At 36.5% G+C, this 16146-nt stretch carries 17 protein-coding genes; 7 read left to right on the top strand and 10 right to left on the bottom strand.

Going from position 1 to position 16146, the window contains the following annotated elements:
* Positions 1 to 58: 58 nt before the first annotated feature.
* The 10 genes from DFQ08_RS04945 to DFQ08_RS04900 all read right to left on the bottom strand — a co-directional run bounded on the left by DFQ08_RS04945 (position 59) and on the right by DFQ08_RS04900 (position 8758).
* The gene (locus DFQ08_RS04945) at positions 59 to 2026 is read right to left on the bottom strand and encodes a heavy metal translocating P-type ATPase (protein WP_114308717.1); all 1968 of its coding nucleotides are present in this window, start codon (positions 2024 to 2026) and stop codon (positions 59 to 61) included.
* Positions 2027 to 2291: 265 nt separating this feature from the next.
* Complete coding sequence (locus tag DFQ08_RS04940) at positions 2292 to 2588, bottom strand: chaperone modulator CbpM (protein ID WP_114308716.1); 297 nt, start codon at positions 2586 to 2588, stop codon at positions 2292 to 2294.
* Positions 2589 to 2590: 2 nt separating this feature from the next.
* Positions 2591 to 3481, bottom strand: a complete 891-nt coding sequence (locus DFQ08_RS04935; RefSeq protein WP_114308715.1) for a DnaJ C-terminal domain-containing protein — start codon at positions 3479 to 3481, stop codon at positions 2591 to 2593.
* Positions 3481 to 3693, bottom strand: coding sequence for a hypothetical protein (locus DFQ08_RS04930; protein ID WP_114308714.1), 213 nt, complete (start codon positions 3691 to 3693; stop codon positions 3481 to 3483). The genes DFQ08_RS04935 and DFQ08_RS04930 overlap by 1 nt, the downstream gene beginning before the upstream one ends.
* A gap of 9 nt (positions 3694 to 3702) precedes the next feature.
* Entirely contained in the window at positions 3703 to 4155 is a 453-nt protein-coding gene (locus DFQ08_RS04925) for a hypothetical protein (protein WP_114308713.1), read from the bottom strand.
* Between the two features lie 81 nt (positions 4156 to 4236).
* On the bottom strand, positions 4237 to 4911 hold the full coding sequence (locus DFQ08_RS04920; RefSeq protein WP_114308712.1) for an ABC transporter ATP-binding protein: 675 nt from the start codon (positions 4909 to 4911) through the stop codon (positions 4237 to 4239).
* A 1-nt stretch (position 4912) separates the two neighbouring features.
* On the bottom strand, positions 4913 to 6175 hold the full coding sequence (locus tag DFQ08_RS04915; RefSeq protein WP_114308711.1) for an ABC transporter permease: 1263 nt from the start codon (positions 6173 to 6175) through the stop codon (positions 4913 to 4915).
* Positions 6172 to 7254 carry an efflux RND transporter periplasmic adaptor subunit gene (locus DFQ08_RS04910; protein WP_114308710.1) on the bottom strand — a complete coding sequence of 361 codons (1083 nt, stop codon included), beginning with the start codon at positions 7252 to 7254 and terminating at the stop codon, positions 6172 to 6174. Before DFQ08_RS04910 ends, DFQ08_RS04915 begins: the two co-directional genes overlap by 4 nt.
* Positions 7251 to 8342, bottom strand: a complete 1092-nt coding sequence (locus DFQ08_RS04905) for a site-2 protease family protein (RefSeq protein WP_114308709.1) — start codon at positions 8340 to 8342, stop codon at positions 7251 to 7253. The genes DFQ08_RS04910 and DFQ08_RS04905 overlap by 4 nt, the downstream gene beginning before the upstream one ends.
* Before the next feature lie 11 nt (positions 8343 to 8353).
* The gene (locus DFQ08_RS04900) at positions 8354 to 8758 is read right to left on the bottom strand and encodes a hypothetical protein (RefSeq protein ID WP_114308708.1); all 405 of its coding nucleotides are present in this window, start codon (positions 8756 to 8758) and stop codon (positions 8354 to 8356) included.
* 506 nt (positions 8759 to 9264) lie between these two features.
* Between DFQ08_RS04900 and DFQ08_RS04895 the strand changes: the two genes are divergently transcribed.
* From DFQ08_RS04895 to DFQ08_RS04865, 7 genes are all read left to right on the top strand, one after another.
* Complete coding sequence (locus DFQ08_RS04895; RefSeq protein WP_245935377.1) at positions 9265 to 10116, top strand: universal stress protein; 852 nt, start codon at positions 9265 to 9267, stop codon at positions 10114 to 10116.
* 18 nt (positions 10117 to 10134) lie between these two features.
* Entirely contained in the window at positions 10135 to 10980 is an 846-nt protein-coding gene (locus DFQ08_RS04890) for a universal stress protein (protein ID WP_114308707.1), read from the top strand.
* Positions 10981 to 11015: 35 nt separating this feature from the next.
* Entirely contained in the window at positions 11016 to 11816 is an 801-nt protein-coding gene (locus tag DFQ08_RS04885; protein WP_114308706.1) for a universal stress protein, read from the top strand.
* A gap of 67 nt (positions 11817 to 11883) precedes the next feature.
* Positions 11884 to 12738, top strand: a complete 855-nt coding sequence (locus tag DFQ08_RS04880) for a universal stress protein (protein ID WP_114308705.1) — start codon at positions 11884 to 11886, stop codon at positions 12736 to 12738.
* A 104-nt stretch (positions 12739 to 12842) separates the two neighbouring features.
* The gene (locus DFQ08_RS04875; RefSeq protein ID WP_114308704.1) at positions 12843 to 13682 is read left to right on the top strand and encodes a restriction endonuclease; all 840 of its coding nucleotides are present in this window, start codon (positions 12843 to 12845) and stop codon (positions 13680 to 13682) included.
* 12 nt (positions 13683 to 13694) lie between these two features.
* Complete coding sequence (locus DFQ08_RS04870) at positions 13695 to 15068, top strand: MBL fold metallo-hydrolase RNA specificity domain-containing protein (protein ID WP_114308703.1); 1374 nt, start codon at positions 13695 to 13697, stop codon at positions 15066 to 15068.
* Between the two features lie 333 nt (positions 15069 to 15401).
* Positions 15402 to 15854 (top strand): hypothetical protein, encoded by a 453-nt coding sequence (locus DFQ08_RS04865; RefSeq protein ID WP_147269445.1) that lies wholly within the window; start codon positions 15402 to 15404, stop codon positions 15852 to 15854.
* The last annotated feature ends 292 nt before the right edge of the window (positions 15855 to 16146 follow it).

Genomic DNA, 16146 nt, shown 5'->3' with positions numbered 1-16146 from the left:
TAGGGTTTTAATTATGAGGAATATCAGTAATCTTAGACTGTAGAAAAGTGGCATTACACTAATCGTTCTTAAACCCTAACAAGCGCAAAGCATTTAGCACCACCACTATGGTAGAACCCTCGTGTAAAGCCACAGCAACACCAATACTAGTCCACCCAAAAATCGTTACCGGCACCAACAGAATAACCACACCAAGACTTATAAAAATATTCTGATTGATAATTTTCTTAGAAGCCCGACTTAACCCAATTACAAAGGGTAAATTTTCAATTTTATCAGACATTAGAGCGACATCTGCCGTTTCTAAAGCCACATCACTTCCTGCAGCTCCCATAGCAATACTTACAGTACTTAACGCCATAGCCGGTGCATCATTAACACCATCGCCTACCATGGCAATTTTTTTATCACGTTCTATCAATTTTTTAATTGATGCCACTTTATCTTCTGGCAATAAATTGCCTTTGACTTCAGTAAGTCCAATTTGTTTAGCAATGGTATTGCCCACATTTTGATGGTCTCCTGTAAGCATTATCATGTGTTTAATACCTATCGCTTTTAAACGTTTTAAGGTTGAAGCCGCCGTTTTCCGTGGCACATCCATAACACTAATTAAACCAATTATTTGATTTTGAAGTGCCACCAACATAACGGTGTGCCCACCATGAAGCAACCCCTCCATTTCAGCTTTTACAGCATCACTCACGTCGATTCCTGAGGTTTCCATCAGTTTTAAATTACCAATATAAACGTCTTGACTTTCAAAAATTGCCGAAACTCCTTTTCCTTGGATCGCTTTCATTTGCGATGCTTTATCGGTAATTTCTAAATTAAACTTCACCTTTAAATCTACAGCAATGGCCTTCGCCAAGGGATGGTTACTAAGACTTTCTACCTCTAATACCACTTGCGCTAAAGTTTCTATACTATAATTTTGAAAAGGAATGAGGTGAGTTAACTTGGGTTTCCCTTCTGTTAAGGTTCCGGTTTTATCAAAAGCAATAGTTGAAATCACCCCTAAATCTTCAAGCGCCTTTCCGCCTTTAACCAATACGCCTTTTTGCGCCGCTCTCGCAATACCGCTTAAAACCGCACTAGGTGTAGAGATGGCAAGAGCACAGGGACTAGCTGCTACTAAAACGGCAATTGCTCTATAGAGACTCTCATTAAAACTTTCAGGCAGAACTAAAAACGCAAAACACAATATAAATACGACGGAAATAACTATGGGGACATACCATTTTTCAAATTTCTTAGTCCGGCGTTGGGTTGGCGATTTCTGAGTTTCCACCTCACTAACCATTTTCACCAAACGCGATACGGTAGAATCTGCACTTAACTTAAGGACTAAAATCTCAAGACTTTCATCACCATTAATGGTTCCGGCAAACACCACATGTTTACGATCTAAATCTTCAAAAGCGGGTAAAGCCTCAACATTTGTGAAACTCGTCTTATCTATAGGCATACTTTCTCCCGTAATCGGAGCCTGATTAACACTACTCGCCCCCTTTATCACCACACCATCTGCCGCAATTTTGGTATGGGGCTTTACCACAATAACATCTTTTAAATTTAAAGTCTCAATAGGCCGTTCTTTTAAATGACCGTTCTCTTTAACAATCGCTGTTTTTGGGGTCAGATTCCCTAAAGCTTGAATGGATTTCTTGGCCTTATTCATGGCATAATGCTCTAAAGCATGTCCTAAACTAAATAGAAAAAGCAATAAAGCGCCTTCTGCCCAACTCCCAATATAAGCCGCTCCAACAGCCGCTGCAATCATTAAAAAATCAATATCAAATTCGCCTTTAGGAAGTTTTTTTATAGCCTCTACACTAATAAAGAAACCACCAAAAATATAGGCTAGAATATAAGCCACCCCAAATACCACAAAATCTAACGTCGTCCATTTTTCTAAAATAAAACCGATGATTAAAAACACGCCGCCTAGAATTGCAAAATACAATTCTGTTTTTTTTCCGAAAATTTGAAGCGCTGCAGGTGTTTTATGTGTTTTGGTGCTCATGGATAATAAAGCGTTTAGGTTTCAGCGTCATAACGCCCCGATTTTTAAGCTATCTATTGATCTTATTAGCTCTTATAAAAATAAACTTTTATACGTAGAATCTGTTGTTTTTTATGAGCTAATCTTCTGAGAATACAGTGCTTTAAAAGTTGTGTAGCCGTATAGCCTTGGGCTTGTAAATCCTAGCTATAACTTTTACACCGCATTGCTATATTCAAAAGAAAAAAGGATCACTTCTCAATTTTAATACAACCATGAAAGTGTCTTAGTTGTTTTGATGGGCGTCTAGTTTGTTTTTTAAAGTTCTAACCTCATCTTGTAATTGCTCAACTTGTTTTAGGAGATTGTGTATGGCATCTATGCCTTCTAAATTAATATCTAAATCGTAATGCAAGCGCATCATTTTTTCGATGGTATGGAGTTGGTTGGTATGTAAGTAATGCTCTTCTTCGGTAATGGTAAATTCTATTAAGCCATACTCATTTAAGGCCGTTATAAACTTTAAAGGCACATCGTAATAGATACAAAATTGGCGAATTGAAATTAACTTGGTGCTGTTCATAATTATCGCATTTTTGAAAGTTCTGTAAATAATTCTTTTTCTTTAGCGCTCAGGTTCTCGGGGAGTTTCAGCTTATAGGTCACAAATAAATCACCAAATTGGTCTTCCTTTTTATATTTAGGAAAGCCTTTTCCTTTTAGTTTTACTTTAGTACCACTTTGGGTTTCGGGCTTCACCTTCAACTTCACTTTTCCATCAAAAGTAGGCACCGTAATTTCACCGCCAAGCAAGGCTGTATACAAATCTAGATCAACGGTAAGATATAAATGTGCCCCATCTCTTCGGAATTGCGAATTATTAAGCACAGAAAATTCTATATACAAATCGCCATTAGGCCCGCCATTAACACCCGGCCCGCCGTGACCTTTAATTTTAATAACCTGACCGTTCTCTACCCCAGCGGGAATGGTAATTCTTATATTTTTATTATTTACCGTTAATGTTCGCTTATGGGGTTTATACACATCTTGAAGGTTCAGTTGAAGCTGGGCATTAAAATCTTGTCCTCTAAAACGCACCTGCTGACTTCCACCTTGAGACGAGGCCCCACCAAACATATTCCCAAAGAAATCTGAAAAATCTTCTTCAGTATAACTTCCATAAGCCTGCGAGTCTTGGGTACTTCGGTGTTGCTTTTGCTGTTGTTTAGCCGCTTCGTAAGCTTCAGCATTTTGCCAATGTTCTCCATATTCATCATATTTTTTACGATTAGCAGGATCACTCAACACTTCATTAGCTTCATTAATCGCTTTAAATTTTTGCTCAGCCTCCTTATCATTAGGATTTAAATCAGGATGAAATTTTCGCGCAAGTTTACGGTAGGCTTTTTTAATAGCACTCTCTGAAGCATTTTTTGATACGCCTAAGACCTTATAATAATCTATATATGCCATTATTTTAGGTTATGATTTTTTAGATACTGTTTTAAAATTTGCTTAAGTCCATTGAGATAGTCTTGCATAATAGCTCTCGTAATATTTGGATACGAGTAAGAAACAAAGGGGCTTGGAGATTCCTCTAAGGATCTGTAAAGCTCCGGATAATTAACTTCAATATTGGTGGTTAACTGAACAATTTGGGTCTGTATATCTTGTAAGGTTTTCATAACTGCGGTTTAATTATACTTCCATATAAACTTTGGTTTATCTTTATCTAAAACACTTTTAGTGAGCTTAAATACAGTAAAACATAATTGGTTTACTACATCTATAAAATCTGTGCTGTGGTCTTCTAATACCGCAAGTTCCGTTCTAAAAGCCTCCTCATCTAGAGCTATAGAACTATCTAAAAGATCTATAATATGTGTCATGTGTGTTTGCGTGCGCAGCAATAAGCGCTTCGCTTGGATACGAACATTACGTAAATCACCCTGAAGCACAATTAAATCGTCTAAATTTTCTTGCAGTAATAATTTTATAAAATAAGTTTCAATAAGACGCTCTAGAAATTCGATTTCCTGTTCTTTAAACTCAATGGTATGCTTCCATTTCTCTATTAAAATATATAAATCTTGCCATGAGGCTTGCTCTATATATCTTCCTTTAGGTCGTGTTCTAAAACTAATCAAAACGTTATAATTTAAAATTCACAATCTAAAGATAACACTTAACTCTAATATTATCAATGATATATATCACAACATTTAGTTTTAAGAACGTATAATACCATCCTCCATTTCAATAATACGATCAGTTTTCTTAGCAAAATCCTCATCATGGGTTACAATCAACAACGATAAGCCTTGCTCTGTACATAGCGTTTTAAAAATATTGAATACATTTTGAGCATTATGGCTATCTAAATTTCCTGTCGGTTCATCTCCTAAAATAAGAGTCGGGTTATTGATTAAGGCTCGGGCAATAGCGACACGCTGTTTTTCGCCACCTGAAACTTGAGAAGCCTTTTTATTAGCCAAATGTTCAATATTGAGCATTTTTAATTTTTCTAAAGCATTTAATTCTATCTGTGGAAGGGTGAATTCGCCGAGTTTTTTAGCCGGAAGCATCACATTTTCTAAAACTGTAAATTCTGAGAGCAAATAATGAAACTGAAAAACAAACCCAATATGTTTATTTCTTAAATAAGCCAAATGCTCCTGATTTTGTTTGGGGACTAATTGGCCGTTGAGATACAATTGACCTTCATAATCGGTATCCATGGTAGAAAGAATATAGAGTAAGGTCGATTTTCCACACCCCGATTTCCCCATTATAGATACAAATTCGCCTTTTTTAATTTGAAAACTAATAGCCTTTAACACATGAAAGTCCACGGGTTTTCTAAAATATTTGTCTATATGTTTAGCTTCTAAAACAATGTCCATACTACTGCCCTCTTATAATTTTTATCGGATCTATATGTTTAGCTTTTAATGCTGGGAAATATCCCGCAAGAAAGGTTGAGAACATAGCAAACAAAAAGCCAATTATAAAGTACAACGGATCCTGATTTATAGGATAAGTGCTTATAGTTGGTAAGGCTTCGGTATTAAAAGGTACATGATCTATAAGGGTTGTAAGTCCCCAACCAATTAACAAACCTAAAACTCCGCCCACTAAGCCTATAATCATAGCTTGACTTATAAAAATGAGCTGTACATCTCTACCCGAAAATCCGGTTGCTTTTAAGATGGCGATATCATTCATTTTCTCATAAATAAGCATATTTAGAATATTATAAATCCCAAAACCCGCAACGATCAATAGGGTAATGGAAACAGCATAAGTAATTAGATTCCGGATGGTGGTCCCCGTTTCAAACTGTGCATTTGCCGTTTTAATATCAATCGCTTTAAGTTGAAACTCTTTTTCAATATGTTGCGCTAAAGGGATGGCCTTTTCAATATCATATAATTTCACATTAATATCTGTAATATAATTATTAGGTTCGCCTAAAACACGTTGCACCGTTTTTAAGGTTGTAAAACTTTGTACCGCATCTAAATCGGCAATACCACTTTGGTACAGTCCAACAATTTTTAGAGAAAACACACTGCCATTTACAGGACTTACCTGCACGCGGTCTCCCACCTTTAAAGCCATTTTTTCAGCAATCCCGATACCGAGTAAAACGCCATTTTCTGTTTGGTTTAAGGCGTCGGCAGATCCCGCAACGATATAGTCAGCCATATTAAAAAATTCAGCTTCTTCAAGCGGGTTGACTCCAATAAGGGTACCTCCAATATCTATAGATCCGGCCATATAAAATATTTGCGATTTCACCTGAGGAAGCGCCCTTCTCACCTGCTCATGATGGTTTAAATATTTTATAATAGGAAAAGCGTTGTGGATTTTTTTCTGAGTTAATTTGGGTCTAATGGACCGCACCACATTAAGACTTTGGCTAAACTCTTCATATAGTGCAATAGGCTGTACTTTTGAAGGCTCTATTTCATTATAAATATGAATATGCGGGGTTTGATTCAGCATTAAATTATCGAGCATGGTATTTAATCCCGTCATAAAACAGACTAAAGTAATATAGGAGCCAATACCAAAAGTAACGCCTAAAGCCGCAATAAAGGTTTGCTTCGCTTTGGTTAACAAATGGGTTTTAGCGATGCTTAATATGATACTCCAATTGTTCATGGCTCGGGTTTATAGACCGTAGTCCTTTTTGTGAGTCCAGATAAAATTTCAACCGCTTCTAAATTTTGCATTCCCGTTTTCACCTCCACAATCCCTGCATCGGTTTCTACCGTGTTGTCTGCTCGTAAATACGCTTTAGGTATGGTAAGGACGTTCTTTTTCTGGGTTATGATAATATTAGCCTCTCCTGAAAGACCTGGATATAAAATTTTTGGAGGTTGGTCAAAAACAGCTTCTACAATAAAAGTTTGATTACGTTCATCTTTTTTGGGGTAAATTTTAGACACCTTCCCCTTAAAAACTCTGTCCACATAGGCTTCTAAGGTAATCAGCACATCTTGTTGTGGGGCAATCTGAACAATATCAACCTCATCCACTAATAATTGAATTATGAATTGATTCACACTCCCAATAGCGGCAATCGGCGCTGCGGTGGTCACAATTTCTCCAGGTTCTTTAAATAGGGCATACACTTTGCCATTCATCTTACTCTTTACCAAAAAATCATTCGTCGTAACCACTGTTGCATTGTAATGGATCTGCGCTTGCTTTAGGGCCACCTGCAAGGCATTCTTTTTACTATTATAATTATTTCCCATGCGTTTCAAACTGCTTAAAGCAAGCCCATAGCGCAACTTTTTATTATCATAATCTTGTTGGGAGCCGATGTGTTTTTCCCAAAGATTTTTTTGTCTAAAAAAACTTACAGAGTCATTTTTGTATTGCAATTGTGCCATGGCAATATCTTCTTCAAGACTGGATAACACGGCTGCATTTCCGCTGTAATTATCCTTAGCCAGTTCAAGCGCATATTGCGCGTTGTCGTTATTTAATTTTGAAGTTTTATTGGTGATCTGAATTAAGGGCTGGTTTTTAATCACCACATCCCCTTCTTCCACTAAAACCTGATCTAAAATTCCAGAGACCACCGCATAAACTTGATACATGCTATCGGGCTGAACCATTGCCGAGGCATAAACGGACGCTGTTAATGTTTGTAACTTGGGTTGAATATTATCGCGCTGATTTGTACAGGCTACGATAAAAAAAAGACTACAACTGTAGAGTAATACCTTCATAGTTTATACGTTAATTTAGTTTGCAGGGCAATGTATTCGTTCAGGTTTATAGTATCTATAGCACCAATCAATCGCCCTTGATGCACTACAGGAAATAAGGTTTGTTTATGCGCATAAATCAGTGGGTAAACCACGCTAAGATCATCTAAAGCATTGACGGTTTTAAATTCAGGATCCATCACCGCTTCAACCAATACATTTTTTGCGGAATGCTCTATAATTTTTCCGTGGTTTAATAGCCCTTTAATGTGCCCAGATTCAACAACAATAAAATTAATTTCAGTGCCCGAAATAATCGTATTGACCACTAGATCTATAGAATCCTTGGGCTTGAACGTGGTTATATTAAGGAGCATAGCTTCCTCTACGGTATGCCCTTTAAGTAAGGTGGTATGTTGAACATTTAGGTTTTCGGTATAAGCGCTAAAAAATATAAATAGCGCTATAAAAATCAATACCGGATGATACAATAAGCCTAATAATAAAAACGCAATTGCAATGACCTGACCAAGACTCGTGGCAATCTGTGTTGCCTTAGCGGGTTTTAATCTTAAGTCTAGTAAGGCTCTTAACAACCGCCCTCCATCTAATGGAAACGCAGGCAACATATTAACAAGCACTAAACCTGCATTAATGAGGAATATAAAAAATAGAAAATTTTGAAATGAAAAACTTGCAAACACCTCGTAAGCATCTGTAAAACTCTGACGGTATAAGCTGTGTATTGGAATGGTAAAATACAAAAGGAGCGCCAAAACCAAATTAACGAACGGGCCTGCTAGTACAATTAAAATTTCATGTTTTGGGGGGATTTCGCGTGGGTTCCAATGGGCAATACCACCAATAGGAAGCAAGGTGATTTTTGTTGTTCTCACTCCAAAGCGTTTAGCCATAAACGCGTGCCCCAATTCATGTAAAATAACACCGATAAAAATAGCCAGAACAAGGGCGATATTAAAAAGCACACTTGATGCATAACCTCCGCGTTGAAGCTCATGGACTACAATCCAGATAATGAGGAGAAAAAAAGTCCAATGCACCTTGAGTTGCGCTCCTAAAACACGACCGATATTTAAGTTTACATTCATGCTTAGCAGATTTATATTTTTTTCAGCTCCATATCTAATTTAGCCAGAAGACTTAATTCCGATTTATTAACCCCAGAAAAGGCATAGGCAATAGCCGTTGCTGTTTCCATAATGAGTTTTCTTACGGGTTCTGTAAACAAATGGCCTTGCGCTCTTTTATAGCTTACAAAGTCTTCAAAACAGGTTTGGGCCTCAAAATTTTCAACTTCATTAAGCCAATCAAATACAATTTCTATTTGATAAGCGGCATCCGTACCAAAGGTATCTTCAATAGCATCGACTTCCAACCAGTGGGATTTAACAGCCGTTTTTAATTTTGTAAATTCTATTGGGTTCACCTCTCCATCAACAGCAGCAATGGCATAAAAGAGCTTTCCTAAATTGCGATAAAACGATATAGTCATTTTCTTTGTCATAGCTTCTCTAGTTTAATAACACTAAATGTAACAGAACCAACTGATATAAAGAATGATATAAGTCAGTTCCCTTAAGATTTAAATATCATCCCCAAAACCTCCTTAAAACCTCAGCTTTCGATTTCACCTTATAGTATTAAGGACACTAAACACCTATTAATCATTACTTAACCGTGAAGATCAATTGATTTAAAATTTCCTTCTATTTGTGTGAACACTGATATTTATCATACTTTATTTACCGCCTTTGCGCTACCTTCATAAGGTTATTTAAGTATAACGTTGATTGTTGGATTGTTATCATCCAATTGCTATTAATCAGGAAAACATCCAACATATCTTGTTGGGTGTTTTTTTTACGCGCCTTTGTAGCTTGTATTTCGTTACGGACAATTTAATGCTTTGACGTTTTGCTGAAGATTTTGAAAATATCCCGACTGACATATATCATATATTTATGATAATCAATTCATTATATTTATACAGCTACTAATTTAAAACCTTGTATGATGTTATCAATCTTATTTCCTACCGATTTTTCAGACAATGCAATGAATGCTATTTCATATGCTTTAGAATATTTTAAATATCAAAAAGCGGTGTTCTATTTTATGCATGCCTATCAGAATGAATTTTATGATCATGATGATCTAACATCTCGTGAGTTTTTTGATGACGTTCTACAACGCGTCAAAACGCAGTCTGAAGCCGATTTAGCGCAACTCCTAAAAAAAGTGAATGCAATGTCGCCAAATCCTCATTTTACTTACCATACCATTTCTGCTAATAATACGCTTGTAGAAGAAGCTAATCGTATTGCCGATTCTAAAAATATCGATCTCATTGTTATGGGCACTAAAGGTAAATCGGATGCACGCAATATCTTATTTGGAAGTCAGACATTTCAGGTTTTAAAATATGTACAATGTCCGGTATTAGCCATCCCATCCAATTACAACAATACGCAGCCCAAACGAATTTTATTCCCTACAAACTATATGATGCCTTATAAGCGACGAGAGCTTAAATTGCTATCTGTATTTGCCAAATCTTACCGCAGCAGTATAGACGTTTTATATGTCTCTAAACATCAAAAACTATCCTTACGCCAAGAAGACAATAAGGCCTTTATCGCAGATACATTGGCCGACAATGCTGTTAATTTTATTATCGAAGACGGTAAAAGCATTGCTGAGACCATTACCACCTATATAAAAACCCATAACATTGATATTATCACTATGGTTAATACCCAGCATTCATTTTTAGAAGACATGTTATTTCCTTCTCAAATAGACAAGGTGAGTTTAGGCTTAGATATTCCGCTTTTAGCCATGCAAAATACAGCACGTTGTTAACCCATAAAACATAAGATCATGAGACAGATTCTTTTACCCACCGATTTTTCAAAAAATGCTTGGAACGCGATCACTTACGCTATACAATTATTTAAAGATGAAGCCTGTACGTTTCACATTTTGAATGTGTACACGCCTATTATTTACCATTTAGAATATGTTGTTGGTTACCCTGAACAATTTGGTTTAGTTGATGCCGTAAGAGATACCTCTAAACGTCACTTAGAAGAAACCTTAACTAAAATAAGAACGACGTTAAACCTTTATGAAGGACATGAATTTAAAACCTATTCTAAGTTTGATACCGTACACGCCGGCATAAAAACAGCTGTTGAAGATTTAAATATTGATCTCATTATTATGGGAACCAAAGGCGCCACAGGGGCTAAAGAAGTACTTTTTGGCTCTAATACCGTTCATCTCTTTAATGCGATTAATTGTCCTATTTTGGCCATTCCTTCTCAATTTACGTTTGAAGCGCCTCACGAGTTATTATTTCCAACGGATTTAGAGCTTAATTATGAAGCTGTACCACTTCAGGTTTTAAAACATATCGTTGAAAAAAACCATGCCCGATTAAATATAATGCACGTCTCTACGGGTTATGAGCTTACCGAGAAACAAGAACAGAACAAAGCCACTTTAGCCGCGCAATTTAAAAATCTGGCGTATTTATATCACGATATACAACATAATGAAATTCCCAAAGCTATTAACGAATTTCAGGTTAAACATAAAATCGATCTCCTTGTAATGATTAATAACAAGCATTCGTTTTTTGAAAATTTATTTTTCAAAAAGACCTTACATCAAATTGGATTCCATTTAAACGTTCCCTTTTTAGTATTGCCATCTGCGTTATAAGTTGGCCTGATCAACCCTTTTAATTCCTAGAAATCATGACTACAAATATTATTTTCCCAACAGATTTTTCGGATAATGCATGGAATGCTGTTGTCTATGCTTTAAAACTATTTACAGAAGTGCATTGTAAGTTTTATTTTTTACACAGCACGGCTCAAAATTCATCTAGAACCTCTAAATCCTGTTTAGAAGAACTTGCAGATTTAAAAGACATGGCAGAAAATTCTGACACGAATGCCAACCATAATTTCGAGATTATTTTAAGTAAAGCGCCTTTAGAAGACGCCCTGAATAGGGCCATTGAAAATTATTGTGCCGATTTTATCATTATGGGCACCAAAGGCGCCAACACCACCACGAGAAAACTCTTTGGGAGTGTCACTCAAAAAATGATTAATGCCATTGACCAGTGCCCAATATTAATTATCCCTGAAGATTTTGAATTTGAGTCGCCTTTACAAATCGCCTTTCCTACCGATTTTAATAGAGTTTATGGGGCGGAACTAAAGCCGTTAATACAACTCGCAGAAATCCATAATTCTAAAATACGTATTGTTCATATCAATACGGAAAAACAGTTAAGTCCGCAGCAAGAACATCACCTCAGCCTTTTAGAACATCAATTGCTTAATTATCCCTGCAGTTTTCATTGGATGCCTGATTATGCGAGTAAAACAGAAGAAATAAACAGCTTTATTGAAACTTTAGGCATTCAAATTTTAGTGCTCTTCAAAAACGAACATTCTATGCTTTCAAAGTTAACTCGAGAACCTGTAGTGACAAAAATTGGAGATCGCCCGGTGGTTCCCGTTTTAATTATTAAGCACTTAAAATGACATATATCAGCGAGTTATAGATAATAATTCATTATTTTTATAGAAAACAAGTTCAACTCCCTCACCAATGCGACATAAAATTCTAGTGCCGACAGATTTTTCTCAAAATGCTATAAAAGCATTTCGCTACGCTATTGAGTTGTTTAAACATGAACGCACGGACTTTTACCTCCTTAATGTTTTTTCTATTCAAGGAAATATTATAGAAGGGCTTATAAACTCAGAACCTGGAGGAGAATGGTACGAAACCCGAAAATTAGAATCGTCCAATGGTTTAGCCGAATTTTACGGCAGAATTGTACTAACCGAAGACAAGAACCCGAAACACAATTTTAAAACCATATCGGTATTTAACAACACCCTAGACGCCATTAAAGACGTTGTAGAGCAGAAAGATATTGAAATGATTGTGATGGGCACTCGTGGTGAAAATTATTCGGATACCAATGTGTTTGGAAGTACAGCGACCTACGTGATGGAGAAAATAAGAAACTGCCCCGTCATTGTTGTGCCACTACATGCCAAAACGGTGATGCCAAAAGAAATTGTTTTTCCCACCGATTTTAAAACCTTTTTTAAAAGTCGAGAATTACGTGTTCTTATTCAAATTGCAAAAAAATCATTAGCAACTATTGCTGTATTACACCTTTCTAAATCGGCAACACTAGATAAAAACCAGAGTAAAAACAAAGCCTTATTAGAAGACATTTTAGAAGACACGTCTTACACTTTTCATTTTTTAGAAAACCATAAGTTAGAAACGGCTTTAAATGTTTTTGTTGAAAGTAGAACCAGTGATATGGTGGCTTTTATTAATAAAAAGCACAGTTTTTTTGGAAGCATCTTAACACGACCTTTAGTCAAAACCATTTCATTTCATTCTAAAGTACCTATACTCGTGATGCACGATTACAGGTATTAAATCAAGTTAACTTAGGGCTTTAAACGGCCTTAACAGCTATAGCATACCACGCTTAAAAAGTGTACAAAATCGTTTTTTAAGTCTAACCCTTTATTCCTTGAACCATGAGTACTTCAGAGCTTCATATTATTAAATCTTCAGGTGAAAAAGCGCTATTTTCAGTCGACAAATTACGAAACTCTTTGGCCCACACTGGTGCGGACACTACCCTTATAGAAACCATTATTGCTCAGGTTAATGAAGAACTCTACCCCAATATTTCAACTCGAGAAATCTACAACAGAGCCTTTGCACTTCTTAAAAAGAACAAAAGTCATTTGGCTTCAAAATACAAATTAAAGAAAGCCATTTACGAACTTGGGCCCACCGGTTTTCCGTTTGAACGTTTTGTAAGTGCCATTTTAGATTTTTCTGGCTACAGCACTAAAATTGGTCAGATTTTAAAAGGAAAATGCGTTTCGCACGAGGTGGATATTACAGCGACTAAAAATGATGAAACTACGGTGATTGAGTGTAAATTCCACAGTGAACAAGGCCCTAAATGCAATGTAAAAATTCCGCTTTACATCCATTCTAGATTTCAAGATATAAAAGCCAATTGGCCTAAGATAGCACCTCATAAAAGTCGGTTAATGAAAGGTTGGGTGGTTACCAATACGCGGTTTACCAAAGATGCTTTGCAATATGGTAAATGCTGCGGCCTGTATTTATTAAGTTGGGATTACCCCTCAAATAATGGCTTAAAAGATAGAATTGATCGTTTAGGCTTATACCCTATCACGGTTTCTACACTATTAAGCCAAAGAGAAAAACAATTTTTACTTAGCAGAACTATTGTACTCTGTAAAGATTTAATTAACGACAAATTTTACTTGGACCATTTAGGAATCTCAGAGCCACGTAAATCCAAAATTTTAAACGAAATAACCCACTTATGTCTTTAATACTTTATCATTATGGAAAATTATGTACAAATCAGTTTTTTAGGCGCAGCAGGTGTCGTAACAGGATCTAAATTCCTCATTGAAACCTCCGAACACAATATCCTCATTGATTGCGGGATGTTTCAAGGCTTGAAAGCCCTACGCGAACGCAATTGGAAACCCCTTCCTATTGATGTTGCCGCCATTGATGTGGTGATTTTAACCCACGGGCATTTAGACCACGTCGGGTATTTACCGCGATTGGTGCAACAAGGATTTAAAGGAAAAATTAAAGGGACGGCGCCCACCTTAGCTATTGCAGAAATCATTTTAAAAGACAGTGCTAAAATCCATGAAGAAGAGGCTAAAAAAGCGAATAAAGAGCAGTACAGCAAGCATCAGCCGGCCATTCCGTTTTATACCGTAAAAGAAGCCGAGCATACCATTAAACAATTTGAGGTTGAAATAGAAGCTACCTGGCTGCGCCTTACAGATCATATTTCGTATCGTTTTCAGTACAACGGACATATTATTGGGTCTACATTTATAGAAATAGACATCAATGCCAAACGTTTTGTATTCTCGGGAGATGTTGGAAGAGGAGACGATTATTTACTCAACGATCCAAAACACCCGGAATGGGCCGACTTCCTCTTTATGGAAAGTACCTATGGTAATAAATTGCACCCTAAAGACAATGTGGAAGATTTAATAACGGCTATTATTTTAGAAACCTTAGAAAAAAAGGGTAACCTCATCATTCCTAGTTTTGCCGTAGAACGTTTACAAACCCTGATGTACATTCTATGGAAACTCTATAAAGCACGTAAAATCCCTAACATTCCAATTTTTATTGACAGTCCCATGGGCAATAATGTTTTAGACGTGTTTAGACGTTTTCCAAAATGGCATAAACTCGCCATGACGGACTATGAAGCCATGTGCAACCATATGCACATTATTCAATCGTATAAGGAAACTTGGGAGACCATTGACAACCCACGCTCTAAAATTATCATTGCCGGTAGCGGGATGGTTACCGGTGGTAGAGTGCTCACCTATTTACAGCAACTTATAGACCAGGCGCGCACCACGGTGTTGTTAGTGGGCTACCAAGCTGAAGGCACCAGAGGCCGACAACTTTTAGAAGGCGCGCATGAAATTCGTTTTTTTGGGAAGTATTACCCCGTAAAAGCGACTATAAAATCTATCGATAGCCTTTCGGCCCATGCAGACCAAGACGATTTACTACAATGGGTTAAAGGGATTAAAAATATTCCTGAAGAGGTGTTTCTAATACATGGAGAACCCACAGCATTAGATGCGCTAAGGGTAAAACTTAAAGCCGAATATAACTGGAACGTTAGCATCCCAAAACTTGAAGAAAGCCTCCGTATTAGGATTTAAAAAAGCTTTCAAAACTGATAATTATCATTCTATTTCAAGGGGTTAAAGACTATCTTAGAAGTGTTAGATAAGGACCTTTAATTTAAAAAGGACACTGTTATTCTATTTCAGCAAAGCGCTTGCTCCTATGGCTTTTGGCTGTAGAAACAGATTAAGAATACAACCTGACTAAGAAATTAGAATGGAAACATCTTAATCAGATTTAAACCGCTTTTCGCTTAGACCTAACACCACCTTAGATAACCTATTTATATTGAGTTGGTTTTATACAAACCTGGATAACAGGATGTTTTTTGAGGGGATTACATCCTGTATATCCAATTAAAACACAAGATGATGAAAAAGACAGCAAAAGACTTACAGTATGTAAAATGGCTCAGTGCAGAAGATATGCATTTGGCCTCAAAAGGATGGTTATCCGAATTAAATTTTATAAAAGACGAACATCGTTTTTTTGAAGATGTGATTACCACATTTACTTCGGAATTGGTGGCTTATGGCGATTTTTCAGATAGTTTAGAAATTATTGATGCCATTAATCAGTCTGAAAAACAAAGTCAGACTTTATTACACGCCATTAAAACCCACGAAAGCAAACTCAGCATTATGGTTGATGGAATTGACCAAATTGAAGAAGAAAAGGCTTATGCCCAAGAGCATCGTGACCTTATTGTGGCCATGACAGCTTATTTAAGCGACTATAAATCCCTGAAGTTGCAATTATTTGAAATTATAAAATGTATAAAAAAAGACAATAAAAACGAGCATTTGATAGATAGACCTTAAGAGGAATCCCTATAGAGTTAGCCTTCAGGTTTCTTTTAGTCCGTTACAGAAATTGCGCACTAACAAGTGCTCTTTTAGGGCGGTGTTTTAATCCTAGGGATGCGGTAAGACATATTGCCTTTTTCATTATAAAACCGTGTATAAACTCTTATACACGGTTTTTATTGTTGTTATTTGGAGGTTGATTTTTATTCAAACTTCCATCTTAGAATATCTGAATCTTTCCCTGTAATTATAGCCTTAGGCGTTCACGTAGATTTCGGAAGTCTAAAATCCCGAAGTGTATTCAAAT

It is taken from the genome of Winogradskyella arenosi, assembly GCF_003337305.1.
Taxonomy (GTDB): Bacteria; Bacteroidota; Bacteroidia; order Flavobacteriales; family Flavobacteriaceae; genus Winogradskyella; species Winogradskyella arenosi.
The sequence above is the reverse complement of the archived record's forward strand: the minus strand, read 5'-3'. Positions and strand labels throughout refer to the sequence as shown.